The 22,053-nt window shown below is 68.0% G+C and carries 23 protein-coding genes; 9 read left to right on the forward strand and 14 right to left on the reverse strand.

The window, feature by feature from the left end; translation table 11 throughout:
- The first annotated feature begins 50 nt into the window (after nt 1-50).
- The 5 genes from ACFYTE_RS11525 (at nt 51) to ACFYTE_RS11545 (ending at nt 2,500) form a co-directional block, all read left to right on the forward strand.
- Nucleotides 51-458 (forward strand): NUDIX hydrolase, encoded by a 408-nt coding sequence (locus tag ACFYTE_RS11525; RefSeq protein ID WP_388708374.1) that lies wholly within the window; start codon nt 51-53, stop codon nt 456-458.
- A gap of 46 nt (nt 459-504) precedes the next feature.
- Nucleotides 505-933: an ATP-binding protein gene (locus ACFYTE_RS11530; RefSeq protein WP_388708078.1), complete on the forward strand. Its 429-nt coding sequence runs from the start codon at nt 505-507 to the stop codon at nt 931-933.
- The gene (locus tag ACFYTE_RS11535) at nt 927-1,274 is read left to right on the forward strand and encodes a hypothetical protein (RefSeq protein WP_388708081.1); all 348 of its coding nucleotides are present in this window, start codon (nt 927-929) and stop codon (nt 1,272-1,274) included. The genes ACFYTE_RS11530 and ACFYTE_RS11535 overlap by 7 nt, the downstream gene beginning before the upstream one ends.
- A complete protein-coding gene (locus tag ACFYTE_RS11540; protein ID WP_388708083.1) occupies nt 1,271-1,648 on the forward strand; it encodes a hypothetical protein in 378 nt (125 codons plus the stop codon). The genes ACFYTE_RS11535 and ACFYTE_RS11540 overlap by 4 nt, the downstream gene beginning before the upstream one ends.
- Nucleotides 1,649-1,927: 279 nt before the next feature.
- A complete protein-coding gene (locus tag ACFYTE_RS11545; RefSeq protein WP_388708086.1) occupies nt 1,928-2,500 on the forward strand; it encodes a hypothetical protein in 573 nt (190 codons plus the stop codon).
- Nucleotides 2,501-2,855: 355 nt separating this feature from the next.
- On the opposite strand, the gene ACFYTE_RS11550 is transcribed toward ACFYTE_RS11545, so the two are convergent.
- The 5 genes from ACFYTE_RS11550 to ACFYTE_RS11570 all read right to left on the reverse strand — a co-directional run bounded on the left by ACFYTE_RS11550 (nt 2,856) and on the right by ACFYTE_RS11570 (nt 6,135).
- Nucleotides 2,856-3,440, reverse strand: coding sequence for a hypothetical protein (locus ACFYTE_RS11550; protein WP_388708089.1), 585 nt, complete (start codon nt 3,438-3,440; stop codon nt 2,856-2,858).
- 997 nt (nt 3,441-4,437) lie between these two features.
- A complete protein-coding gene (locus tag ACFYTE_RS11555) occupies nt 4,438-5,091 on the reverse strand; it encodes a class I SAM-dependent methyltransferase (RefSeq protein ID WP_388708091.1) in 654 nt (217 codons plus the stop codon).
- Between the two features lie 78 nt (nt 5,092-5,169).
- A complete protein-coding gene (locus ACFYTE_RS11560) occupies nt 5,170-5,670 on the reverse strand; it encodes a hypothetical protein (protein ID WP_388708094.1) in 501 nt (166 codons plus the stop codon).
- Between the two features lie 73 nt (nt 5,671-5,743).
- Nucleotides 5,744-5,950 (reverse strand): hypothetical protein, encoded by a 207-nt coding sequence (locus ACFYTE_RS11565; protein ID WP_388708096.1) that lies wholly within the window; start codon nt 5,948-5,950, stop codon nt 5,744-5,746.
- Nucleotides 5,947-6,135 (reverse strand): hypothetical protein, encoded by a 189-nt coding sequence (locus ACFYTE_RS11570; protein WP_388708098.1) that lies wholly within the window; start codon nt 6,133-6,135, stop codon nt 5,947-5,949. Before ACFYTE_RS11570 ends, ACFYTE_RS11565 begins: the two co-directional genes overlap by 4 nt.
- A gap of 118 nt (nt 6,136-6,253) precedes the next feature.
- Between ACFYTE_RS11570 and ACFYTE_RS11575 the strand changes: the two genes are divergently transcribed.
- Nucleotides 6,254-7,027, forward strand: a complete 774-nt coding sequence (locus tag ACFYTE_RS11575) for an XRE family transcriptional regulator (RefSeq protein WP_388708100.1) — start codon at nt 6,254-6,256, stop codon at nt 7,025-7,027.
- 74 nt (nt 7,028-7,101) lie between these two features.
- Here ACFYTE_RS11575 and ACFYTE_RS11580 read toward each other — a convergent pair whose 3' ends face one another.
- The 3 genes from ACFYTE_RS11580 to ACFYTE_RS11590 form a co-directional block, all read right to left on the reverse strand.
- Nucleotides 7,102-7,440, reverse strand: a complete 339-nt coding sequence (locus tag ACFYTE_RS11580) for a hypothetical protein (protein WP_388708101.1) — start codon at nt 7,438-7,440, stop codon at nt 7,102-7,104.
- Complete coding sequence (locus ACFYTE_RS11585) at nt 7,437-7,670, reverse strand: hypothetical protein (protein WP_388708376.1); 234 nt, start codon at nt 7,668-7,670, stop codon at nt 7,437-7,439. The genes ACFYTE_RS11580 and ACFYTE_RS11585 overlap by 4 nt, the downstream gene beginning before the upstream one ends.
- A 224-nt stretch (nt 7,671-7,894) precedes the next feature.
- Nucleotides 7,895-8,176 (reverse strand): hypothetical protein, encoded by a 282-nt coding sequence (locus tag ACFYTE_RS11590; RefSeq protein ID WP_388708104.1) that lies wholly within the window; start codon nt 8,174-8,176, stop codon nt 7,895-7,897.
- Nucleotides 8,177-8,943: 767 nt separating this feature from the next.
- Between ACFYTE_RS11590 and ACFYTE_RS11595 the strand changes: the two genes are divergently transcribed.
- On the forward strand, nt 8,944-10,962 hold the full coding sequence (locus ACFYTE_RS11595; RefSeq protein WP_388708106.1) for a DUF1156 domain-containing protein: 2,019 nt from the start codon (nt 8,944-8,946) through the stop codon (nt 10,960-10,962).
- Between the two features lie 54 nt (nt 10,963-11,016).
- Here the strand turns inward: ACFYTE_RS11595 and ACFYTE_RS11600 are convergent, their stop codons facing one another.
- From ACFYTE_RS11600 to ACFYTE_RS11610, 3 genes are all read right to left on the reverse strand, one after another.
- A complete protein-coding gene (locus ACFYTE_RS11600; protein ID WP_388708109.1) occupies nt 11,017-11,925 on the reverse strand; it encodes a HindIII family type II restriction endonuclease in 909 nt (302 codons plus the stop codon).
- A gap of 311 nt (nt 11,926-12,236) precedes the next feature.
- Nucleotides 12,237-15,083: a protein kinase gene (locus ACFYTE_RS11605; RefSeq protein WP_388708112.1), complete on the reverse strand. Its 2,847-nt coding sequence runs from the start codon at nt 15,081-15,083 to the stop codon at nt 12,237-12,239.
- 240 nt (nt 15,084-15,323) lie between these two features.
- Complete coding sequence (locus tag ACFYTE_RS11610; RefSeq protein ID WP_388708114.1) at nt 15,324-16,364, reverse strand: LacI family DNA-binding transcriptional regulator; 1,041 nt, start codon at nt 16,362-16,364, stop codon at nt 15,324-15,326.
- Nucleotides 16,365-18,092: 1,728 nt separating this feature from the next.
- On the opposite strand from ACFYTE_RS11610, the gene ACFYTE_RS11615 reads away from it, so the two are divergent.
- Together ACFYTE_RS11615 and ACFYTE_RS11620 are read left to right on the forward strand one after the other, a co-directional pair.
- Nucleotides 18,093-18,632: a DUF4232 domain-containing protein gene (locus ACFYTE_RS11615; protein WP_388708117.1), complete on the forward strand. Its 540-nt coding sequence runs from the start codon at nt 18,093-18,095 to the stop codon at nt 18,630-18,632.
- A gap of 417 nt (nt 18,633-19,049) precedes the next feature.
- Nucleotides 19,050-19,190 carry a helix-turn-helix domain-containing protein gene (locus ACFYTE_RS11620; protein WP_388708119.1) on the forward strand — a complete coding sequence of 47 codons (141 nt, stop codon included), beginning with the start codon at nt 19,050-19,052 and terminating at the stop codon, nt 19,188-19,190.
- A 196-nt stretch (nt 19,191-19,386) separates the two neighbouring features.
- On the opposite strand, the gene ACFYTE_RS11625 is transcribed toward ACFYTE_RS11620, so the two are convergent.
- Genes ACFYTE_RS11625 through ACFYTE_RS11635 form a run of 3 tightly spaced genes read right to left on the reverse strand, consistent with a single transcriptional unit; the run spans nt 19,387 to nt 22,048 of the window.
- The gene (locus ACFYTE_RS11625) at nt 19,387-20,310 is read right to left on the reverse strand and encodes a class I SAM-dependent methyltransferase (protein ID WP_388708121.1); all 924 of its coding nucleotides are present in this window, start codon (nt 20,308-20,310) and stop codon (nt 19,387-19,389) included.
- Nucleotides 20,259-20,930 carry a cysteine hydrolase family protein gene (locus tag ACFYTE_RS11630; RefSeq protein ID WP_388708123.1) on the reverse strand — a complete coding sequence of 224 codons (672 nt, stop codon included), beginning with the start codon at nt 20,928-20,930 and terminating at the stop codon, nt 20,259-20,261. Before ACFYTE_RS11630 ends, ACFYTE_RS11625 begins: the two co-directional genes overlap by 52 nt.
- Entirely contained in the window at nt 20,927-22,048 is a 1,122-nt protein-coding gene (locus tag ACFYTE_RS11635) for an isocitrate/isopropylmalate family dehydrogenase (protein WP_388708126.1), read from the reverse strand. Before ACFYTE_RS11635 ends, ACFYTE_RS11630 begins: the two co-directional genes overlap by 4 nt.
- Nucleotides 22,049-22,053 lie beyond the last annotated feature (5 nt).

Consider the following 22,053-nt stretch of genomic DNA (forward strand, 5'->3'; position numbering starts at 1 on the left):
CTAGCCATCCGAGAAGGCCGAGGAACGTGAGTACAGAACGCCCGCACTCCGTGAGCGTCGCCGGGGTCGTCGTCGACGACCAGGGCCGGGCCCTGTTGATCCAGCGCCGCGACAACGACCACTGGGAGCCCCCGGGCGGCGTCCTCGAACGCGAGGAGACCATCCCCGAAGCCCTCCAGCGCGAAGTCCTCGAAGAAACCGGCATCAAGATCACGCTTCCCGCGACCCTGACCGGCGTCTACAAGAACATGACGGGCCTGATCGTCTCGCTGGTCTTCCGCTGCCAGGTCGCCGACGGCATACCCACCACCGGTGACGAGACCCGCGCACTGCGCTGGGCCACCCGCGAAGAGGTCACCGAGCTTGCCGACGAGGCATACGCGATCCGCGTCCTGGACGCACTCGACCAGGCGACCCCGCCGGCCATCCGCGCCCACGACGGCGTGAAACTCGTCTAACCCGAACCCGCTGCACATGGCGGCCTACCAGCACGAAGGAACTTGTATGCACGAGTATACGAGTACAGCCCGGGTCTGGGGGCTCACTTGCCCAGGATTCCCGGAAGAGGTCAGCCGGGCCCGCCGCTGGACCCGCGACATCCTGCGCGGATCGCCTTTAGCCGAGGACGCCGAACTGATCGTGAGCGAGCTGAGCGCGAACGCCATCCTCCACACGGCCAGCGGCTTGGAATCCGGCCGCTTCCACTTGGCCCTTGCCGTCTCCCCACGGGTGATCGCTCTCTCGGTGACCGACGAGGGAGGCACCGCGACCGCCCCGAAGGCCGAGGACCAGACCGAGAGCGCCGAGCACGGCCGGGGCCTGGGCATGGTCAGCGTCATCGCCCACCGGGTCGTGGTCCACAACAGCGACAGCGGCCACACCGTCACCGCGGAACTCTTCACACAGCCCGGCCCAGGAGGACACCCATGCTGACGTCAATCGTGGCAGAGGACCTGCAGGCAGGCGGGCACGACGTCTCATACCAATGCCGGGCCGCCGCCTACCCCCTGCACGGGGTCCACTTCATCCTGCTGGGATCACACGCCACTGCAAGCCCGCGCCTGGCGTTGCGCTGGCTCCGGGAGCGCACGAGCCACATCACTGACCAACTCGACACCGCATACGCACAACCAGGCCGCCACTGGCTCACCGACGAACCAGAACACGAACGAGCCCTCGCCTACCTGTCCACAGGAACCGCCTACCAACTCACCCTCTACGACGACACCACCCGCTACGTTCTCGCGGCCTACCCCCGAGGAGCGGCATCATGAAGGGCCCCGTACACGGCTACTGGTGCGAGTGCTGGACCAAAGACCTCACCGAGGAGAGACCGCCGGCACTTCGGGCATCCTTCGACGCCTACTCGGCACCCCAGGCAGACAGATGGGTCGCGGTCGCACTCCGCACGATCTCTCCGGCACTCGACCCCGACGCCTCCCAGGAAGCCTGGAACTGGCTCTACAACGGCCGCATCCAGACCAGACGCGCCCTGCTGCGCTCCGAACCCTGCACCGTGTCAGTCACCCAGAACACCATCCGCATCACCTGGACCATCCGACCAGTACTCTTCGCGCCACTCGCTCACCGACAGGGCATCGAACTACCAGTCTGCGCCCACGACTTCACGCCCATGGCGACCGACTGAGTTACAACTTTCTCTACTGGTTCAAGGCGGCTCGCTCCGCTCCCCGCGCGCAGCCCGGCCCCCGGCCGGGCCTGCGCTCCTGTCTCCGCCCCGCTCCAGCCCGGCCGCGGGCCGGGCCGCACGCAGGGTCAGCCGCTTGCCGTGAGAGAAGGGGTACATCGCGGCGGAGCGATCGACTCCGCGGCTTCACGGGACGACTTTGGCGGGAGCCTCGAAGATCATGACCCCAACCTCAGGGAGATCCGTGTCGGGTAGCCAGAAGTTCGGCAGGATTGCCGCATGACTGAGACGTACGTTGCGGTAGTTGGCGCAAGCGGCGCCATCTTGGGGACTCTGGTTGGCGCTCTTGCCGCAGGCGTGATGGCGAGGAAAACCGCCCGAGATCAAGCGGACAGAACCAACCTCAGTCAAATTCGTGAACTGCAAGAACAGCATCGAGTACGTCACCGCGAGATCAGCCGCACCGCTTACAGCGAATTCATAGAACAGACCGACGTGGCTATGCACGCTCTATACGACCTCAGCTACTACAAGGTGGAGGACGTCGACGCACTACTAACCAAGGCGGATACCGCTAACGAGGCGATGGGAGCTGTAAAGAAAAATGTAACGGTCGTTCAACTCGAAGGGGAAATAAGCGCTGCTCACGCAGCCGAAGAGTACAGAACGTCCCTCGAAGAAGTGCTCACCACGCTGGGGGCCGAAGACATGATGCTGAGGGCTGCTGCCACATCTACGTCCATTGAGCAGCTTGCTTCTGCACGGGTTCAGCAAGTCTTCAACAATGCAAAACGAAGGAGAGAAGAATTCATAGCCCGCGCTCGCCGCGCCCTCGGCAATGACAGCATCTAACGTCCGCACCGCCGTCACGGACTGACCATCACCGCTTGCGGCGATCGGTGACAAGCCAGATAGCGTGGCTGATGCCAGTTGAGGTACAGCGAGGCACACGCGCGCCTGATCGGTCGGCGCACCCGCCATCGTGGCTGACTTTCGTCGGCTGAGGCTCAGACCTCCGAGACCAAACTTCCGCCCCGGATTCTCCAACGAGCAGACCGTGCCATTCGCGTGCCAGATCCTGCGGGGAACCACGGGGAACAGCGGGGACCGGTCACGGATGCGACCACGACCCCAGCACCGTCCCGCCGCAGGTCAGCCCACCGACCACCCCCAAGAAACCCGAGCTTCCCAAGCTGAGGTTTCGCCCTCACGCCTTTGGAAGCAGTGGCTCGTGCCGGTGCCAGACCAAGTACCGGTCTTCTCGGCGCAACTCTGCGGAGCCCCATTCGATGCGCATGACGCCGTCCCCCATAGAGCAGGCGTAGGCGACGAGGACGAGTCGCACGTCTTCGGGAAGCAGCTCCAGGTCGGGATGTACTTCGGAGTCGTCGAGGTCTCCCCAGTCCAGGTCAAACGGCTCCTGCATGGGCGGCGGGCCGTGGCGGCGGATCAAGTCTGCTCGAAAGCCTGTGGCCCGCCGGAGGCGTGCAGCCGTAACAGGCACGTCCTTCTTCGCGTAGCGGAGGGGGTAGATCAGGCACCCTTGGATGAGCATCATCGTTCGTCCCTGAAGGCGCACTGCGTCCCCGAGACCAGCGAGGCCGGCGGCCAGTTCTTCGTACTGCACGGCGTAAAGGCCGTGGCCATAGGCTTCGAGCGTCTGGGTATGGACGCCTTCATGTCCGGTGCGGGCCCGCTCGTGAGCCCGGACGAGGCAGGCAGGGATGATGTCCACCAGCTCACCGGCGGATTCTCCGAACGTCTCACTTGCCCATCGACTGGCTGAACCCACGACGTACCGCCCCTCCCTGGTGGTGCTTGAGCACAGCGCCGAGCAGCGTCCGCCCAAACCGTGCTGTCCCCCTGGCGAATCACGCAAGGTCGCACCCAGCGCACAGAGGGAGCGCACGTCACCTGAACGGGGCGCATCGCCGGTGCCTCTCGGTCAATCAGCAGCGGGGAATTGCGGTGAAGGCGGCACGGCCAGCCAGAGCCGCAAGCGACTGATCACCAGGTCGGCTCAGCTGGGCTCCACTACCCCCACTGACATCCACGGCTGACATCAACGAGGCCGGACAGCCGCAGACTTTGGCGTTCGTGCACGGCATCGAGCTTCCTGCCCTCCCAGGGGCTCGCTGCCACCTGATCGAACTCCTAAAGCGGGTGTCGCAGGTTCGAATCCTGCCGGGGGCACAGCCTGCGTAGCGGGCCCTCTGTTCTATTCGAACAGGGGGCCCGCTTCATGATCAGAGTCCACATGGAGTCCACATCCCCGGCGAACATGGTTTGATCGCCACCCGTTCCGGAGGACTTGATCACAACGAGCGGCGTTCTACGCTGCCAAGCCAGACGAGGACGGCGCGACTCCCCTCGTGCGCGCCAGACACAGGCTCGTCGCCTCCTGCGGATCCTGGGCGGGGAGGCCCGGCCCGCAGGCGACGACCCCCGCCGACGTACGCGGCCGGGGGTCGCCCGTACAAACGTAGACCGCCCCACCCCGGCCAGGGGGTGAGGCGGCTTGCTCTGACCGAGTCAGAGCAGAGGATGACCGCCGGCGGACACAGGTACGCCGGCCATCATCCGCATGCGGCCGAGCACAGCTCACACACCCGGCACGTCGAGAAGGCATGGGACCGCCCCCGCGGGGGACGGGGGCGGCCCGTTCATCTCCAGCGCCGGCGGTTCGCCCTCGCCGACGCCGGAGGCTCTACTCCTCCACCGGCGTGGTGGTGTCGCTCATCGTTCTCCGGCCCCGGCCGGATCGGCGTCCGGCCGGGGCCGTCGAGGGGTCAGGCGCGGGCCCGGACGATGAGGGTGCCGATGTGCCCGGGTTTCGGGGCATCCACCTCGGTGGCCTCGGCGGTGGCGAATCCGGCCCTGAGTAGAAGCCGTTCCCACATGGCGGGCCGGTAGCTGTACCGGTACGTGAACATCGCCTTCCCGGCGAAGCCGCCCTTGTACATGCCCTGGGGGCCGTAGGCGCCCGGGATCGCCGGCGGCTGGGAGAAGACGAAGACGCCCCCCGGCGCCAGGTGCTCGCGGACGAGGGGAAACAGACGGGACGGGTCGGTGAACCAGGCCGCACCGAAGATGGAGTACACCGCGTCGTAGCAGCCCTCGTGGGTGGCGAGCCAGTTCAGGATCTCCCCCTGCTCGATCCGCACACCGAGCGGCGCCCACTTCTCGCCCGCGCGCTGCACCATGCGCGGCGCCAGGTCCACGCCGGTCGCCTTCACGCCCTGCTGCGCGAGGTGGGCGAGGGCACGCCCGGTGCCGCAGCCGACTTCCAGCACGGACTCCGGGGCGCCCAGGAGTTCCGGGCCGGGGCCGTGGCCGGCGTACTGGGTCCAGCAGAACGACGGCTCGGCGTCGTCCTTGAACGCCGACTCGGCGTAGGCGTCCCACAGTTCGGTCTCGGCGGCGATGTCGTGCGGTACGGGCACAGCGTGTTCCTTCGGTCGTCAGGATGCGGGAACCCCTGCCCTCGGGGAGCTGTGAGGGCGGGGGCGACTGTAACGGGGTCAGTGGCTGTCGTGGACCTTGTCGTCGCACGGGGAGCAGTCCGCGCCGTCGATGGCCCACAGTTCCTCGTCGATCGCCCAGCCCTGGCTCTTCAGGAAGTCGCCGGTGCGCAGGCACAGGCCGTCGCTGCGGCGCTCGATGAACGGGGCGTGGTGCTTGAACCGGCCGCCGTTGTACAGGCGGCAGATGCCCCACCAGACGGGTGTGTCGAGGATGAGCTGGTGGACGCCGATGTCGACGAGCTTGCCGACGCCGAGGTGCACGTCAGGGTTCTCGATGGAGCCCATGACGTACATGACGGCGTTGCCGAGGATCCGTTCGGCCATGTCGCGGACCATGGTGTGGTCGCGCAGGAGCAGTGCGACCTCGCGGTCCCAGATGCTCATGCCGCTGTCGAAGATGTTGACGGTCAACTCGGCGATGTGCGGGGCGACCGCGTTGAGGAGTTCCTGCGGGTCCCGGGTGCGGGTCGCGGCGGGACGTTCTAACGCTACGGTCACGTTGTCCTCCAGTTGTGGACGAGCGCCCTCGATCGAGAGCGCCGGGCCTCCCGCGCCGTGGCGGGAGGGGTCTTCAAGGGCTGGCGTGGTGGCGGGCCAGCCTGAGAGGCGGGGTGGATTCGCGGGGCGTGCAGTCCTCGCTCCTGGCGTGAACGATCAGGCGGACGTCGGGACCGCTGCTGCGGGGCAGCCAGCGGACTATGCCGTCGTCGGTGTGCATGCCGCAGGCGCAGCAGGTACCGGAGTCGCGTTCCTCGCGGTCGTCCCACATCGGGCTCACCGTGACGCTCCTGCGGTGCGGCAGCGCGGGCACTCGCACGGCGGGAACTCCAGGTTGAAGACGGGCGCGTCGAGGGGCGCGAGGGTCCGCGTGTGCACGGGCGTGCGCTGCAGCGTCTCGGGATTGATCCGGTAGACGCTGACGGTGATGCCGGGGGGCGTGGTCTCGCTGCCTGTGTCGGTCACGGATTTAAGGTGCTCCGGTCACAGTGAGTTGCGCGGCGTCAGTGCAGGCGTCAAACCGACGACACCCGGGGTGTCATTTCGGTGTCATTCGGAGCGTGAGAGGTCTACCGTGAACCCTATGGCCACACCGAACAGCGCACTGCGAGCAGCCCGCATGGGCCTGCTCATGTCACAGGACGACTTCGCCCGAGCCATCCGCGACGCCGGCACCCGCGCCGGACAGCCCAACGATGCCAACAAGCGCCTCGTACAGCGCTGGGAATCCGGCATCACCACGTCGCCCCGCCCCATCTACGCCCGCGCCCTGGAGGCCGTCACTGGCCTGCCCATAGAGGCACTGGGCTTCACCATCCCCGTGCCCATGGCCCGCATCTCCGAGGACGGCCACGGGGGCCACGATATGGAGCCCGCCCCGGGGACCGTCGCCCCCACGGTGAGCACGACACCGCAACCCGAACCCCAGGCCGCCCACCGCAACTACTCCGGGGTGTGGCTGTCGCGGTACGAATACTTCAGCTCCGGCCGGGACGCCGCGTTCACCGGCTTGCACTACGTCGTGCTCCTGCAACACGGCAGTCGGCTCACCGCCCGCTCCCTGCCGAACGGCTCAACGAACCCCAACTCGCCGCTGACGATGGACCTGGAGATCGACGGGCACGTGGCCACCGGCACGTGGACCGAGCAGACCGCGAGCGAGGGCTATTACCGCGGCGCCCGCTACCACGGCGCGATCCAACTGCTCGTCGAGCCGACCGGGCGTCGGATGACCGGTAAGTGGGTGGGCTTCGGCAAGGAGTTCGACGTGAACACCGGACCGTGGGAACTGGTCTTCCAGGACGCGTCAACGGCGAAGGCGACGCTCGCCGCCTACGACCGCCCGCCGGAGGCATGACCGCCCCTGAACGCACGAAAGCGGCCCCGCCCCTGCTGAAGCAGGAGCGGGGCCGCGATGGTGTGTACAGGGTGTCAGCGGAGGAACAGGGCGGCGGCGCCAGTCGCCACACCAGCCACCCCGACCAGGGCGCCGATCTGGCCGAGTGGCCAACGCCCCTGCTTCAACGCCTCGATGTCAGCGCGCAGGGCACCGGCGACCTCGTCCCGCTTCTTCAGCGCGGTCTCGGTCTCCTCGCGGAGCTGCTTGACCGCCTCGTCCGTGTCCGCGCGCAGCTGCTTCACCGCCTCATCCGTGCGGGCCGTCCGCTCGACCAGCACCGCCAGCGAACCCTTGACCTCCGCGAACCCAGTCGTGACCGTGCCGCGCAGCCGCTCCAGTTCGACCGCCACATCGGCGGCCGGAACGGTCATCCCTCCCCCTTCGGTACCGCCTCGTCGGTGCGCAGCCACGACGGCAGCAGCAGCTGCACAGACGGCAGCGCCATCACCCGGGCGAGACCGCCGGCGACCGCCAGGGCGCCCGCCACCCACGGCAGGGAGGCCGGGATACCGGAGGCGTCGACGATCCCGGGCAGCGCCACGGCGACACCCACGGTGGTCTGCAAGACGGTACGCGCGGTGCGCTTGGAGGTGTCCTTCATGGTCAGGCTCCCTTCTTGAGGGCGGCGGCCAGCTCGGCCGTCCGCTTGTCGATGTTCCGGACGCGGGTGACCAGGTCGCCGGCCGATGCCGTTCAGCTCGAACGAGTACGAGACCGATGCGAGCGGCAGTTCAGCGAGGAGCGTGTCTGTGCGCAGGTCGCAGAACAGGTACGTGTAGGTGTGCTCTGCCTGCGCGGACAGGTCCGCCGTATACAGGTCGGCGGTCATGCGTTCGGCTCGACGATCAGCTGTCCGGCGCTGACGGACGTGGCCCCGGCGCCGTATGAGCTGATGTTGTACTGCGGCGTGAGCGTCACGGCCGCGCCGGGGGTGAGATCCCTGCGGAGAATGGTGCGGCTGGCGTAGACGCGGCTGCCGATCGTGGAGACGGAGTTCGCGGCCGTGGAGGTCTCTGTCAGCGCGCCCGTGGAACGCCACCGGCACCAGGCCGTGGACGTAGACGTGTTCGTGTTCAGGCACGCGGCACCGATGGTGATCTTCAGCATGCCCGATGGGGGCACAGTGACGGTGATCGGTGGCCATTGCGCGGCTGTGAAGTCGGTGAACGAGCCTGTCTGCGGCGATGACGGGAACGGCACCTGGTCGGACGACGATGGCCGGATCTGCTCCGGACCTGCCGCTTGGTACCCGCCTGCTGTCCGACCTCGAACACGTCGGTGTCCATCAGGTACAGCAGCTGGCCCGGGTGCAGCCGTGGCGGTGCCACGTTCGAGAACACCGGCATGATGCCGCCCAGGGCCACGCACACGTACGTGCCCACCCCGTCGGCGTCGTGCTGGTCGATGAACGCGAACCCAGCGGATCGCCATCGCCGACACCACCATCGACCTCGTCGGCGCCATCGGCCGGGCAGTCCTGGACAACCTCATGCCGGCCTGCTGACTACGCATCAGCCCATGTGCAGTCAAACGCCCCTGTTCCGCTACGCCTACGAAGGCTTGCGCGTCGACCGCCACGACTACCAGGCCACCATCAGCATCGACATCCTGTTGACAGGACCCATCAGCCCGTAACTTCACGGCCTTGGACTTCAGGCAGCCACCATGGAGCCGTGATCACTCGCCCCATGGCAGCTCCAGCCCAAAGCCGCTCCGCGCCCTCGCCGGCGTGCTCTCCCCGCGGGGACGCCACCACCGGCCCCGCTAACACTGCGACTTCAGTATGGTCGTGTGGACCACGATGCCGTCGGGCTCCGTCAGAGCACACGGGAATATGGGACACTACATTGATTAAAATCTTCTAAGGAGAGTTAGTGTCGGAGATCCAGAAGCGTCCGATTGAACAGTATCTCGATGTCGCATCGATCTCCGAAGCGGGCACCTCCGAAAGGTACCAACGCGCCTCTTCTCCCCACACTGTCTTCACCTGGTGGGCTCGCCGCCCGTTCTCTACGGCAGCAGACCTGATCTCCGCTTCCCTGGACCCGGATCAAACAGCAGAAGAATCAAAGGTTCTTGACCCGTTCGTGGGTGGCGCCACGTTCCCGCTTGCAGGCACACGCCTGGGCGTCAAGATGTACGGGATGGAGAACAACCAGCTCGCTTATTTCACGGCGAAGGCACTCCTCGATTTCAGCAGGTCCGCTGGCCGACAGCTCCGACATCTACTGATGCTGGAGGGAAGGAATGTCTTGGACCAACTGAAATCTGAGACCGGTGAGCTTTATCCTGCCCGCGACGCTGAGAACATTATCTGCTACTTCTGGAGCCGTTCCGCTACGTGCACTGGCTGCGGTAACGAAATGCCTCTCCAAAAACGGCCCTGGCTTTCTAAAAAAGCAGGTAGGCAACGCGCCATCGTACAACAGCCAGACTTTGAGACTAAATCATTCGATGTCCACGTCGTTGAAGCGACCTCCGAGGCAGTAACCGACCACTCGGCCTGGAGCGGGCGAAACTCTCTACGTTGCCTGTTTTGCGGACAGGAATACGACAGACAGCAAACGGCCGAGCTGATCCGAACGGCTTCGGCCGACAAACTCACGGCAATCGCAAAGCTCGATAAGCGAAAGCACTTCCTTCCCGCGACGAAGCCGCAAAATTATATTACTGATACCGCTGCAGAGCGGATGATCAAAGAAGACTGTGCTGCACTCGGCCTTCAGCTTCCTGACGTCGAAATTCCGGCCTGGTCGGGCATCACGAATCCCACCGTGTACGGCCACGACACTATCACTTCCCTATTCACGGAGCGGCAACTTGCCGTCACCACCCGCCTATGCAGGATTCTAAATGAGCGACAGAAGACCTGGGAAGAGAAATATGGCGAATCCCAATCAAAAGCGATCGCCGCTTTCCTTTCCGGTCTCATCGATCAGCTCGCTGACTGGAATTCTCGGCTATGTATGTGGATTTCACAAAATGAGCAGGTGGGACGCGGCCTCTCCGGTCCAGGGATGCCCATGCTATGGGACTTCGTTGAGATTGACCCACTCTTGCGCGGGCCAGCGAATCTCTACGGAAAACTTGAGCGAATCGCTGCCGGCGTAGAACAAATCCCCACGCCGGCGGATCAAGAGGAAAGGATCACCCGCGGCGACTCCCGCTCAATGGCCTACCCAGACGCCTTCTTCGATGCTATCGTCACGGACCCGCCGTACTACGACAATCTCTACTACAGCATCCTTGCCGACTGCATCTATGCCTTCAAAAGGATGGCGCTGATCGGCAGCTTCCCTGAGATTTTCAGCGAGCCCAGAACTGACTCAACCAGGGAGCTGACCGCAGCTCCTCGGCGCCAGGGAAGTCCCACCGAAGCCTGGACATACTTCAGTACAGGGATGACGCAAGTCCTGCGAGAGGCACGGCGGGTTATCAAGCGAGACGGCGTGATTACCGTTTGCTACGCTCACAGTTCCATCAGCGGTTGGTCATCACTCATCGCGGCTTATGTGCAGGCCGGGCTAAAGATCACCCAATTGTGGCCCATGACAATCGAGCGGACACACCGACCCCGTTCGATGAAGTCGGCCGCGATCAACACCTCTCTCGTTTTGGTTGCCAGACCTCGTGAAGCGGCAAGCGCAATGGGACTGGTACAAGATGCAGCCAGTACTGACGCGCTGATCAAAGAAGCTCTGGATCGTGCGGCTGCGCGCAACTGGCCAGATGACGTGGCAGCAACTCTGGCTTTCGTCTCCGCGGTCGAAGCCCGGCTCACTCAGTTCACGGACGAGATGCTGAGCCAGCAAGACACGGTAAACTCCGCGTGCCGCGAAGTTGCCGATCGAATTTATGAGAGCATCCCGGAATTCAGCTTCTCATCACGTTGATCCACGTTGCCTCCTTCGGTCGTGCTGCACCGAAGGAGGCAACGCATCAGCCAGCTACTGCTCTCGATCTTCCATCTCGTTCATAAGAGACCTGGTTTTAGCAACCCGCGCTCGAATGGTCCGCATTTTACTGTCAATTTTGAGTGCACCTACTGCAATATCGACCAGCTCTTCGCGATCCATGGCCGCGATGTCATTTTTCACCTGGTCGAAATAGGCGAGTTCTCCCTCTGCATTGAGCAGAAGGCTTTCGAAGTATTTTCTCCTTGCCTCCGACCAGTTCACCTGATCCCACGACAGAGCCTGACGCAAGGCGCTGTCCAGTGAGCTCCAATATTGCGGAGCACTAAGGGTGACTGATTTATGGTCGACGCTACGCATCCAAATACTCTCAAGCCGAGACGGCCCTGACCCTGAGTCAATCATCAGGGCGAGATGCGAGTATGAGAGCAGCGTCACTTGATACCGGTCAGCCTCCACGTAGAGGCGACTTTCTCCTTCTGGGTAGCCGGCAATAGGGGCGACCAAAATTGCATAATCAGCACCCTTCCGCCACTTGCTTAGCGCCTCAATCTTGTAATCCTTAGGATTGAGTGCTGTACGAGAAAGCCTGAACGCCTTGGCATCCGCCACTAGAGAGTGCGCGGGTGATCCCCCCTCTGCCACTACGTCCGCCGAGTTGGACCTTTCTTGCGACACTTCGGCTTCATACCCAAGCCGACGAAGGGACTCGGCAACGATCGAATCCATTGCCTTGGCATAGAGCTTTTCCTCGGTAGAGTCGTGGCTGTATCGTTCCGGGATGCACCCGGCCCTCACCAGTAGCGAAGAGAACTCGTCATCATCCGCACCCTGGATGGTTTTGTCCAGTTCGACAGCTGCACGGTCGAACAAAAATCCCTTTCTGACAAGTCGATCGACAACTGAATCTATCGAGAAGTACATATTGACCTCGATCCCCACCCGGCTGAGCGCCCATGAGCGTCAACATTTTGGACGATCATGCTAGCGGAGCTTTTTACCACATAGGGCGGGTCAACTGATTCGGCTGAAGCCAGCCAATGAGGATAAAAAGGTCTTTATCGACTGCAAGTGGGGCGGATGCCTGCCAGAGGGAGAAGGTACTCCAGGGCGCAGCCAACCGGCCGACGGAGCAGAGAAGGAGAGGCCGTGCCGCCGCCGCAACGCCTGCTGGCAGTTGCGGGGCCTCCCCCGCCCGGAGATCCGCCGTGGGGGTCTCCACACCGACCACAGCCCCACCGGAAGCGCGGGAGTCAGCCCACCCCTGATGACTTCAGTACCGCCAGCAACGTGCGGGCGTCCCGTACGGTGGGGTGGGTTTCGCCGAGGTGGACGGCGGCGTCGTTCAGCACCTGTTCGGCGTTGCGTACTCCGCCGGGCTGGTCGCAGCCGAGCATGGCGTGTGAGACCCGCAGACGCAGGGTCAGTGGGTGGCGTGCGCCCAGCCGCGCTTGAGCCTCGCTGAGGAAGGTGCCGCAGCCGCGGCGCGTCTCCGCCATGGACATCCCCTCCTGTCCGCGCTCCCAGCGAAGGACTCGGGCCCCCAGTTCCTCGGCCGCCCCGTCCAACGACCCCGTGCCGGAAGCGGCATCATCGTGCCCGTGCGTGGTGGCTGCGGCCTCGGCAGTGCGCTCGGACGCCCCGCCCAGCGACCCCGTGCCGGAAGCGGCACCGTCGCGCGCCTGCGTGGTGGCTGCGGTCTCGGTAGTGCGTGTGCGTTCGGACGCCCCGTCAAGCGTCCCCGGGCCGGCAGTGGGGTGCGTGGTGCCGACGGTGTCGGAGGGCTGCGGTGCGGCCCATGTGGTGTCTTCCGAGGCATGGGCTCGGGTGTAGGCGAGCGTCTGGTAGTGGCGGGTGGCGGGCACGGTGGCGTGCTGTGCGACGAGGGTCCGCGCCTGCTCCGACAGCGGCGGCGGTTCGATGCCGCCCTCACCGGCTCCGGGAACCAGTGCCTCGGCCACCTCACCGGCCGTCGGCCGCCGCTCCGGATCGGGGCGCAGGCAGGACCGGATCACCTTCACGAGGTCTCGGGGCAGCCCGGCGAGATCGGGTCTACCGGCCCGGATGGCGGCGACCACCGACGGTGTGTCCTGGCCCCAGGGGCTGCGCCCCAGCGCGAGGCGGGCGAGGACGGTACCGAGGGAGAACACATCGCTGGCCGGTGTGAACGTGGGCTGCTCGCGCAGTTGCTCGGGGGAGGCGTACGCATAGGTGCCGGCGAAGCCGCGCCGCGGCTCGGTGAGCTGTTCGATCTGGGCGATGCCGAAGTCGATGACACGCGGGCCGTCCTCGGTCAGCAGGACGTTGGCCGGCTTGAGGTCGAGGTGCACGATGCCCTCGGCGTGGATGGCGCTCAGGGCGACGGCGATGCCCGCCCCCAGCGTGCGTACCAGGTCGGCTTCCAGCCGTCCGCAGCGCTCGACGAGTTCCTGCAAGGAGGGGGCGGCCACGTACGGCACCGCCATCCACGGCGTCGCACCGTCGGTGTCCGCGACGATCACCGGCACGGTGAACCGCCCGTCGACCCGCTGGGCCGCCCGCACCTCGTGGGCGAAGCCCTGCTTGATCGGGGGAGCCGCCGCGAGGTGTGCGTGCAGCGTCTTGACCGCGACCATCAGCCCGTCGGGATCCTGGCACAGGTAGACACGTCCGAAGCCGCCCTCACCGACGCACTCCAGCACCTCGTACGTGCCGAAGGCGGGTGGCTGGTTCACCCCGGCGGTGGGCCGTGCCCGCTCCATCTCCCGCCAGCTCCCGATGGCCGCAGCCTGCGGGTGCACCGCGATCCTGCCATCAGCTGCGCCCGCGGACCTCCGCTTCCGCGCGTCCTGTTCACCGGTCGCGGGCTGCTCGTCCTTCACCACGGCGACCCGTGCCGTCACCGGTTCGCCCTTCTGGAAGACGTACGCCTCGATCTGTACGTTCTCGTCGCTCAGGCGGGAGACGTAGACGCCGGGCAGCCCCAACCGCTCGCACACGGAGGCCTCTTCGGGGGTCGGCCGCAGGTCGCCGCGGGCGAAGCAGAGGGCGGTCGCCTCATACCCCTGCCGGGCAAGGCCCCGCAGCACGGCCGCCCACTGCTCCGCGTTCCATACCCGCCAAGTCACGTCGTCCGCGCCGTTGTTCACAACCGCGAGGCGGGGCGCTCCGGACGGGCCGGCCTCGCGTGCCAGCACGGCGCATGCCGTCTCCGGCGCGGCCTGCACGGTCTCCCCCAACAGCGTCGCGGTCTGTTCATGGATGCGGAGCGCCGGGCGGCGGGCCATCCGGGCGAGTTCGTCACGCTGTGCGCGGAGGATGTCGTATTCCGGCGAGCCCGGCCCCTGGCCCCGTAGTTCCATGCAGGCGAGCACTTTTGCGAAGGAGTCGACGGCCGTCGCGTAGTCCTCCGCCGCCACCGCCGCCTTCGCCTGCTGGACGCGCGCGGAGAGAGTTTGGGAGCTGTCCGCGCCGTAGAGTTCCTCGGAGCGCGCGGCTATCTGCCCGTACATCCGGCCCGCGCGCTGGAAGTCTCCTTCGGCTTCGACCGCGGCGGCCGTCGCGAGGAGGTCCTGCAGCCCGTCCTGGCCGCCCTCGTTGCCGAACGGGAGGCCGCCGGCGACCTCGGCGTAGCGCTGGCGGGCGATCTTGACGAGCTGGTGGCCGGGGCCGAGTTCCTGTTGGGCGGTCTGCAACATCTGGGAGAACGCGCGCAGCGCCGCCGCGTTGTCGCCGCTCTTCTGCTGCCAGTAGCCCACCTCGCACAGCAGGGTGAGCGCCGTCTCGGTGCGGTTCTCCGCCTCGGCGGACCGGCGCATGGCTTCGTATCGGCGGACGGCTTCCTCGGGCCGGCCCGACCGGCCGTGCCAGTGGGCCAGTTGATGCCGGGCCAGTTCGGTGTCCCGATGGCGTGGTCCCTGGATCCGCTCCCGGTCGGCCATCAGCCGGCCGAACAGGTGCACTGCGGCTTCCGGTTGTCCGGACTCGCCTGTCCAGTGGGCCAGTTGATGCCGGAGCGCAAGTGTGTTGGCATCTTGCGGTCCCAGGAAGCGTTCCGCTAGCGCGACCAGATCCGCGTAGCGTTCGGCGGCCTCCCCCGCATTGCCCTGACGCCCCGTCAACTCTGCTTCCCTGCTGTCCTCCCGCAGCGCTGCGGCCCAATCCGCGCGAGGACCTGATGCCGCCCCGCGCAGCTTGCCGAACCACCCCACCAAGCCCACCCCCATTGCCGTAGCCGGACGTGTGTCCTGTGCTCAGTATGCTCTACCCAATCGTTTGCGCCAATCGTTTGGGCAGCGGCGCCCGCTGACCTCGTACAGAACGGAACTGACGGGTGATCGGGCGGCTCTACGCTCTCGCGCTCACCGCAGACTCGGCCCGATCGGCGGGCCCGACGAGGCCCGCACCACCAGCTCGGGCCTGAGCACCTCAGAGGCGACGGGCTCGCCCGCGATACGGCGCAGCAGCAGCCGTACGGCGCGTCTGCCCTGCTCGGCCATGGGAGAGCGGACGCTGGTGAGCGGTACGGGCAGTTCGGCGGCGAGCGGAGTGTCGTTGAACCCGGCCAGCGCGAGGTCTTCGCCCAGGCGCAGGCCCAGGTCGCGGGCGGCGCCCATGGTGCCGATCGCCGCGAGGTCGTTCACCGCGAAGATCGCCGTCGGCCGGTCGGACCCGCTCAGCAACTCGACGGCGGCGCGGTGTCCGCCGGCCGTGTCGAAACGGCAGTGCCGCACCCAGTGGGCGGACAGCGGCAGACCGGCCTCGCGGTAGCGGTCGGTGAAGCCGGTGGTGCGGTCGGTGCCAGTGCTGGCGAAGGGTTCACCGGCGACGACGGCCACCCGGTGGTGGCCCAGGGCCAGGAAATGCTCGGCCACGCGGCGCCCGCCCAGCTGGTCGTCGCAGGTGACCGCCGGGTGGCCGGTGTCGGTGCGGCGGTTGACGAGCACGAAGGGCGTGCCGTCCAGGGCCGGGTCGGCCAGCGCGGCCCCGTCCAGGTGCGCGTCGCCGATGATGAGGCCGTCCACCCGGCGGCCCAGGACCATTCCGATCCGCTCGCGCTGGATCGCGGGATCGTCGTGGGTGTTGGTGACGAAGGTGGAGAGCCCCCGCAGGGTCGCCTCCTCCTCCACACCCTCGTAGATGGTGGCCACCACGATCTCCGACAGCCGCGGGAAGAGCACCCCGACCAGGTTGCTGCGCCGGGTGCGCAGGCTGGTGGCGTGCGGGTTGGGCCGGTAGCCGAGTTCGTCGGCCAGCTCCCGGATCCGTCGCGCCGTCTCGCCGGACGCCGCGCGGCCCTGCTCCCCGGAGGGGCCGTTGAGGACCCGGGAAACCGTCGAGACGTGCAGTCCGAGCCGTTCCGCGATCCCCCGCAGTGTCACCGGACCGCCGTCGCCCGCCATACCCGTCTCCCACCTCGCCGTTGCCGAACCGCCCCCATTCTCCCCAACGGGGCGTCCCGGCGGTCCCGCCGGTCGGCCGCGCGCGGGTTCGGGCCGGGGGGATTCCGGGCGGCGGCCGGACGGGGCGCCTCGGCGTCCGTCCTCGGGTAGGTCGCGGGGTAGGTCGCGGCCGAGGACGTCGCCCTGTCGCTTCTTCCGGAGCGGGCGGGTGGTCGAGGTGATGCCGTAGGTTCCGGTCGGCGCGTAGCGCTGCGCTGGCCGGCCGCGGGGCAGTGCTGTGCTTGCCGCCTCGCGGTGCTGTGGTCGCCGCCGGGCAGTGCTGTGCGGGTCGCCGCGCAGTGGTGTGCTTGCCGCCGCGCGGTGCTGTGCAGGCCGCCGCGCAGTGGTGTGCTTGCCGCCGCGCGGTGCTGTGCAGGCCGCCGCGCAGTGGTGTGCTTGCCGCCGCGCGGTGCTGTGCTTGCCGCCGCGCAGTGGTGTGCGGGTCGCCGCGCAGTGCTGTGCAGGCCGCCGGGCAGTGCTGTGGTTGCCGCCGCGCGGTGCTGTGCTTGCCGCCGCGCGGTGCTGTGCAGGCCGCCGCGCAGTGGTGTGCTTGCCGCCGCGCGGTGCTGTGGTCGCCGCCGGGCAGTGCTGTGCGGGCCGCCGCACGGTGCTGTGGTCGCCGCCGCGCGGTGCTGTGGTCGCCGCCGGGCAGTGCTGTGCGGGCCGCCGCGCGGTGCTGTGGTCGCCGCCGGGCAGTGCTGTGCGGGCCGCCGCGCAGTGGTGTGCTTGCCGCCTCGCGGTGCTGTGCAGGCCGCCGGGCAGTGCTGTGCTTGCCGCCTCGCGGTGCTGTGCAGGCCGCCGGGCAGTGCTGTGCTTGCCGCCGCGCGGTGCTGTGCTTGCCGCCGCGCAGTGGTGTGCGGGTCGCCGCGCAGTGCTGTGCTTGCCGCCGGGCAGTGCTGTGCTTGCCGCCGCGCGGATCTGCTCGTCCGTCTCCGCCCGGGTCCCGCCAGGACCCTGAGGAGCCGGCTCCGCCAGGCGCCGGGATCCGCCTCGAACGCCTCTGGGGCCCGCAGTCGTGCGGTTGCCCGCTGGGAAGGGCGTTGACCGTCCGAACGGCGGCCGACGTCTTCCCTGACTCGTGGGCGAATCGGCGGTCAGCGCATGGAACGCCCGCCGGGCGGCGGTGCTGTCGTGGCTGGGCCGGTGTGCCGAGGCGGGTACGACGGCTCTGCGGTGTCGGCCTGGGTGAAGCGGACGCCCCGGCCTGGCTCGGAGGCCCCGCCCGCTCGAAGACGGATGCGGTACGAGACGGTCGCCGTCCAGGGCCGGGGAAGGTCGTGAGCCCGTGCGACGCCTGCCCGGACACTGGTCTGGTCCGGCTGTCGTGTCGGCAGGCCCGCGCCCGGATGGACACGCACACGGCCGTCCCGGGGTGCCGGGCACTGCGTGGGACCCGCACGGACAACGGCACTCCGGACTCACACACCGTACGAACGTCGCACGCTGCCATCGGTCCCGCTTCGCCGGACCGGGACGCTGAGCGGGGTCGCGGGCCGCTGCGGTGTCCTCCCCGCGACGCTGCAACGGCCTGCACCGCATGAGTTCTCGTACGCGGCCACGGTCGGGAGCCCGGCTGTCGGAAAAGGTTCCCCGGCGCACCGAACCTTTTGCGGGCATTGCACATCTTCAGGTGCGTAGGCGCGCACTGACCTCGCGCGCCGATTCGTATGCGAGGGGAACCCGAACTTCATGAACAGCAAGCTGACCGCCGTGGCCCTTGCGGCCGCCGTCGTCGCCGGCACTGCCGCTACCGCCGTCCCGGCCTCGGCCGCCGCCAAGGCCGAGCCGACCCGCTGCCACACCGCCGACCTGAAGGCCGGCTTCGCCACGGGGGATGACGCGAAGCCGGAGATGGGGCAGACCACCAAGCAGACCCAGGCGTACATCTGGTTCACCAACCAGAGCAAGCGCACCTGCACCCTGTCCGGCTTCGCCGGCGTCGACATGGTCGGTGCTCAGAAGACCGACGGCACCTGGTCGCTGGCGCGCTCCTCCAAGAAGCCCGTGAAGATGACCCTGGAGCAGGGGGACACGGTGGACTTCAGCATCACCCTGCTCCCGGTGGCCAGGTCCACGCCGCAGAAGGAGAAGTTCGTTCCGGCGAAGTTCCTGGTCACCCCGCCGAACGAGACGAAGCACTTCACCCTGAAGTGGCCGTTCGGCGGCCAGATCCTCAAGCAGGACGGCGCCACCCACCCGGCCACCTACGTCAACCCGGTCGGACTGTAACCAACTGGACAGTCGCTGAGCTTCCCTTCAGCGCTGGTGGCCACCGCGGGACTCCGGGAGTGAGGTGAAGCCTCGGGGTGGTGCGGTGGCCCCATCCTTGACGTTCCGCCAGTCCCTGCAATCCTTCGTCTGCCGATGAACCCGGTCACCGCCGCCAGATCAAGGCGCAGGCCAACCTCCAGGAGGGCCGCCACGCCCTCGCCCGGAAGATCTTCCACGGCATCCTGGCGCTGGGAGCCGTACAGCTGTGGACGATGGAACACTCACCGATGACACTGCGGCGAACGCGGAAGCTGATCCAGCAGTCCGACCCCGAGCCTGGTTCTCCACGACACCTCACCGCCCCACCTCGTACGGGCGACCACCAGCCACGGCGAGGACACGATCCTGGCACGCCGCGCCCTCGCCGACCCCACGTTGCGTGTCACCCCCATACACGCCATCGCCGCCCGCTCGGGCTTCCCCCGCGCCGCCGACTTCACCCGCGCCTTCCGGCGTGCTTACGGCGTCTCTCCCAGTGACTACCGGCACCAGGCAGCACCCCCTGCGGGTCCGTGAGTGGACCGGCTGCCAAATACTGGCGATGGACGCTTCGGCGGACTCTGTCAGCACGCCGCCGTGCTCCGCTGTGCCTGGCGCGCCGAGGGCGTCGGTGCCGATGTGGTGTTGTGGACCGCCACCCACGACACCGCACAGGTCGTGCGGGCCGCGCCGGACATCGAGGAGCCGGCGCGGACGGAGACCGGGGGCCGGTTCACTGGCCGGACGTCGCCGTGTCCGGGGGTGGTTGGTGGGTGGTGGTGATCCAGCGGTTGGTGGACAGGGCGTCGTGGGGTTCTGGGTGGAGGTTGGTGGCGAAGCGGTGGGTGTGGTCGAAGGGGGTGTGGGTTGTGGTGTGCCAGCCGTGCTGGGTGAGGGTGGTCGCCGAGTCCGGGCGGGGGTCCGGGTCGAACAGGGCGAGGAGGTCGACGCCGATGCGTTCGCGGGCCGCCGTGTACGTGGCGGAGTTGCGGACCGCGGCCGACTCGATGCCCTCTTTCACCTCGTAGACGAGGGAGCTTCCGGGGGCGCTGAGGGTGGTGACGGCCGCGATCAGCCGGCGTTCGGCGGCCGCCGGGAGGTAGAGGAGCAGGCCCTCGGCCAGCCAGGCCGTCGGGCGGGCGGGGTCGAAGCCCGCTTCGAGCAAGGCGTGCGGCCACTCGTCCCGTCGTAGGTCCGCGGCGATCGTCACGCGCCGGGCGCGGGGTGCGGCCTCCAGGGAGCCCAGGGTGTGCTGTTTGAAGGCGAGTACGGGCTCCTGGTCGATCTCGAAGACGGTGCTGCCGCTCGGCCACGGCAGCCGGTACGCACGCGTGTCGAGGCCGGCGCCGAGCAGGACAAACTGGCGGGTGCCCGTCTCGGCGCGGTCCTGGAGATGGTCGTCGAACACCCTGGTCCGCAGGCCGAAGTAGCGGCCGAGCCTGCCCCACAGGGGGTCGGCGTCACCGTCCGGTACTTCGTCGGGGCGCACCGGCCAGTCCGCGCAGGCCGGGGCGGCGCGGACGAAGTGCTCGGCGTACTCGTCCCGGGCCAGCGCGTCGGGCCGGTGTGTCTCGATGGCCCGGGCGGCGGCCACCAGCAGCGCGGTCAGGCCGACGCCTTGCTCAACGCCGTTGGATTCGTGGACGGTTGTGGACATGCCTCCTCCTCTTCGGGGTGCCGGGTCCATACGGCGGTGTGCTCGTACGGGGTGATGCGGGCGCCGTAGAGGCGCCGCATGAAGCCCAGGATCTGCTCGTCGGGGGTGTGCAGGGCGGTGGTGCAGTCGCCGAGGACCGTGATGTGGAAGCCCTTCTGGAACGCGGTACGGGCCGTGCTGTCCACGCAGACGTCGGTGAACAGCCCGGCGAAGGCCAGGTGTCCGGTGCCACGGCCCGCGAGGTGTTCCTCGAAGCCGGCGCAGAGGAAGGCGTCGAAGCAGGCCCGTTTGGTGAACACCCGCTCGCCGGGCGCCGGTTCGAGCGGCGCGGCGAACTCGGCGCCCCAACTGCCCTCCAGGCACTTGGGCGGCCGTCCGCGCCGCTCGTCCCGGCGCCGCCAGGCGGCTCCCTGGTGGTCCGGGTCACCGGTGAAGCGGACGAACACCACCTCGGTGCCGTGGTCCCGGGCCGCCGCGACCGCGCGCACGGTGTGGGCGACGACACTCCGCAGTGCCGCCGGGTCACCGGGGTAACGGGAGGCCGCGAGCGGGCCGGTGCAGAAGTCGTTCTGCACGTCGACGACGACCAGCGCCGTGCCCCGGTGCGCCGCCGGCGTCATGATCCGGTGGGCCGTGAGGCGGTGACGGGCTGTCCCGCCCTCGCCTGCGCGCCCGACTCCAGCGCGTCGAGGAAGGCGTTCACCACGTCCGTCGTGCCGTGGTGCCCGCCGAGGTCGGGGGTGAGGATGCCGTCCCGGCGGACGCGGGCGAGGGCCCGCTCCGCCGCGGCCCCGGCGCCGGGGCAGTGCGCGTGCCGCTCGGCGATCGCGGCGGCGGCCCGGACGGTGGCCACCGGGTTGACCAGGTCGCGTCCCTCCAGGTCGTCCGCCGAACCGTGCACCGTCTGGTACTCGACCAGCCCGTGCGCATCGGGGTGGAGATGCACATTGCGGGTGCAGTGATCCTCCTGGCGTCCGGCGCCGAACCGGTCGAGCAGGACGACGTGCATGATGTCGGCCCACTCGTTGCCCGCGACCAGCACCGTGCGGTCGGCCGGGCCGTGCGCGATCAGGTTCCGGTTGACCGTGTCCGGCTGGAAGACCCGTACGTCGACGCCGTGGCGGTCGGCGAACTCGGCCGCCCAGTCGTCCAGCGCACCGTCCAGCAGATGGAACTTGTACGCCATCACGATCCGGTCCGGCCCTTCGTGCGGCCATTCACGCCAGGCCCGGCGCAGCGCGTACTCCAGGACCTTGCCGGTGATCTCCCGGCTGAACTCCGTGACCCGCCGGATGTGTCCGGGCCGGTGCTCGTTGTCACCGGTGTAGAAGCCCTGCGCCTGGTCCCGGACCAGCAGCATCCTGGCCCCGCCCGCGTCGAGCGTGTCCACCTTCACGGCCCGGAGCCGCTGCCGCACCAGGTACAGGGTCTGGGCGTTGATCGCCGTACGGAAGATCACCCGGTTGCCCGCCGCGGCCCGTGCGCGGACGAACTGTTCGTAGTGGTCGGCGTCCTCCTGGGTCAGCCGGCGGGTCTTTTCGATGCCGTCGGCGTCCCGTGCGGCGGACTGGGCCCGCAGGGAGAGGTACGAGTGGTAGGTGCGCGGCGAGCGCACCACCGCGATGTCGCTGCCGTAGACCCGGGCGAACCCGTCCAGGACCCGTTCGAAGACCGCCGCGATCTCCGCGCCCGTGCCCCGGCCGACGGCCAGGCCGACGATGTGTTCCGCGCTGCTCATGACGA

It is taken from the genome of Streptomyces sp. NPDC004629, from assembly GCF_042873595.1.
Lineage (GTDB): Bacteria > Actinomycetota > Actinomycetes > Streptomycetales > Streptomycetaceae > Streptomyces.